The sequence below is a fragment of the Desulfolutivibrio sp. genome, assembly GCF_036584575.1.
GTDB lineage: Bacteria > Desulfobacterota > Desulfovibrionia > Desulfovibrionales > Desulfovibrionaceae > Desulfolutivibrio.
Map to the genome: position 1 here is coordinate 1 of NZ_JAZHDB010000189.1, position 2,610 is coordinate 2,610.

Sequence of the window (2,610 nt, forward strand, 5' to 3'; positions counted from 1 at the left end):
ACCTCCCAGACGTCCCGTATGGCCTCACGGCCCCGACCATCCTGGCCACCAACGGCCTCCTGCATGCCGCGCTTCTCGACCTGTTGACCCCGTGATCCTGGGACTTCGGGAATGGCGACGCCAGGGAGTCCGCACGCCCTGCCGTCGTCTTGCCGGGCGCTGGGAACAGTAACCTGTGGATTCGTTTCGAAATTCCGGCCAGGACGCGGAGGGTGGAGGGCTGACAGCCCGTTTCTCGAAGCGGCATGCCCGGGACAGGCGCCTTGGGCCGTGATGCGTGCATCCGCATCGGACGCTCGAAAAGGACGGACCCCTTCCGGTTGTGGCCGCAAGGGGTCCGCGAGAACCAACGGCCCCGGCTATCCGCCGGGGCCGTTTTTTGCGAAAGGAGGCGTAAGCCCTAGGAGATCTTGGCCAGCAGGGTCTCCTTGATGGAGTCGATGCTGCCTTCGCCGTTGAGTTCGATGTATTTGGTCTGTCCCTTGGCGGCCAGATCCTTGTAGAAATAGGCGGCGGCCAGGGTGCCGGTCTTGGTGTCGTAGTAGATGTCGTGGCGCTTGTTGATGGCGTCCTCGTCCTGGTCGTCGGAACGGGTCTTTAGCGCGCCGCCACACACCCGGCACTCGTCGCCTTTGGGCTTGATGGCGTCGATGAAGATGTTGTTGGGGTGGTTGGCGTCGTTGGCGCACAGGCGGCGGCCCATGATGCGGTCCTTGGCGATCTGGCGGGGCAAAAGGATCTCGATGACGTAGTCCAGCTTCATGCCCGCGGCCTGCAGGGCCTCCCACAGCTTCTGGGCCTGGACGATGTTGCGCGGAAAACCGTCCAGCAGCCATCCGTCCTTGCCCTTGTCCTTCAAAGTGGATAGGATCATGGGAATGGTGATGTCGTCGGGGACGAGTTCGCCCTTGTCGATATATTCCTTGGCCTTTTTGCCCAGTTCCGTGCCGCCGCCGATGTGCTCGCGGAAGATCGCGCCGGATTCGATATGGGCTTGGTTGAATTTCTTTTTCACCAGGGAACCCTGGGTTCCCTTACCGCTGCCATTGGGTCCGAAAATCAGGATATTCACGGGCGAGGCCTCCTCGTTTAAAATTTCACAATCTCCCTTTCTATCTTCAGCGCCAATTTCTGTCAATGCGCCCCGGCCGCGAAAGCGAACGTTTGCGGCAAAAATCCGGGCGGTTTTTCCCCCTGGGAATTGAAACGTGGCCCCCCCCCGTCTGGCCGAAACGGCCCGATCCAGGCGAAAAAGGGTGTCCGTCAGGGACTCGCCCGGGCCGAGCCGGTCCAGGATCGCCTTGAAGAGCCGGATGCGCCGGGCCGGAGGCAGTCCGGACAGCACCCTCCGGGAGATCAGAACATCCCCGTTTGCGGCGTACTGCGGCCCGGTTTTGAGGACGGGATCGGCGGCGAAAGCCTGCCGGTCCAGGTCGGCCTGGCGCCACAGCCGGGCCGCCACATCCAGAAAGCCCGGGTTTTCCGCCAAGAAAAGGGGCAGGATGCGGTGTCGGACGCGGTTGCGGCGATAGGCGGGGTCGGCGTTGCTGGGATCGTCGGCGGCCGTCATCCCGATTTCGGCCAGAAAACCGGTCAGGCGCGCCCGGGGCGTGAGCAAAAGCGGCCGCACCAGCCGACGGCGCGGATCGAAGGCGGACATGCCGCCCAGGGCCGGCCAGCCGCAGCCGCGTACAAGCCGCAGAAGCATATCCTCGGCCAGGTCGTTTTGGGTGTGTCCCACGGCGACGAACCCGGCCCCGACCGTGGCCCGGACCTTCTCGAAAAAGGCGTACCGGGCGTTTCGGGATGCCGCCTCAAGGCCCGGGGAACCCGGTCCCGGAAGGGCGGCCCGTTCCGTCAGGCAGGGCAGGCCGATGCTGCGGCACAGGGCGGCCACGGCCAGGGCCTCGTCCGCCGACTCCGGGCGCAGGCCGTGGTCCAGGTGGGCCACGCTCAGGGTCAGGCCCAGGCCGGGGGCCAGAAGACGCAGGATGGCCAAAAGGGCGGTGGAGTCCGGTCCTCCCGAGACCCCGACCACCACGGACGCGCTGGAGACATCCGGGGCCCGCTCCAGGAGAAAGGCCCGGATCGCGAGGCACAACCTGGCCTGGGCCGGGGAAAGGTCGCCAAGCCTGGCCGGAAGCGGCGCGGACAGGGTGGGGGTCATTTCCCGGAGTCCAAAACCCCGGGACTGCCGGGACGGCTCACACCGGGATGTCCAGTTCGCGAATGAAGTTGTCCAGAAAATCGATCATCTGGTTGCGCTGCTCCGGCGTGCAATAGCTGATGCAGGAACACCGCAGCCTGCCCTTGCCCCGCACCAAAAGCTCCATCTTGATGGAGTCCTGCCCCGTCTCCAGGACCAGAACATACGGGCCGCATTCAGCGATGTGCTCGGTCTGTTCGTCGTTTAACATCTCCATGGGGAAGGGGATGAAATAGATGTCGTCCAGGGAGCCCTTGAAGCCTTTCTCAGAAAGCCTGGCCTTGATGCTCTGCATATCGTCTTCGGTCAGTTCCTCGATGAGGTAGGAACGCATGGCGCACCCGCTTTGTTGGATATTTCGTCTTTACAGCCGCAGTCCGGGTCGTCCGCGTCCCGGCCATGGG

Annotated in this window: 2 protein-coding genes and 1 pseudogene; all 3 read right to left on the reverse strand. The window is 64.2% G+C overall.

What is annotated here, in order from left to right; all coding sequences use genetic code 11:
* Positions 1–400 precede the first annotated feature (400 nt).
* Entirely contained in the window at positions 401–1,072 is a 672-nt protein-coding gene (locus tag V3572_RS13530) for an adenylate kinase (protein ID WP_332111544.1), read from the reverse strand.
* 435 nt (positions 1,073–1,507) lie between these two features.
* Positions 1,508–2,167 (reverse strand): annotated as a pseudogene (gene tilS, locus V3572_RS13535) (tRNA lysidine(34) synthetase TilS); the annotation flags it as partial.
* Positions 2,168–2,204: 37 nt separating this feature from the next.
* Positions 2,205–2,540 (reverse strand): hypothetical protein, encoded by a 336-nt coding sequence (locus tag V3572_RS13540; protein ID WP_332111543.1) that lies wholly within the window; start codon positions 2,538–2,540, stop codon positions 2,205–2,207.
* Positions 2,541–2,610: the final 70 nt, after the last annotated feature.

Bases quoted from the DNA above. Each gene is read 5' to 3' on its own strand.
- V3572_RS13540 (WP_332111543.1), bottom strand. From the start codon at position 2,540: ATGCGTTCCTACCTCATCGAGGAACTGACCGAAGACGATATGCAGAGC.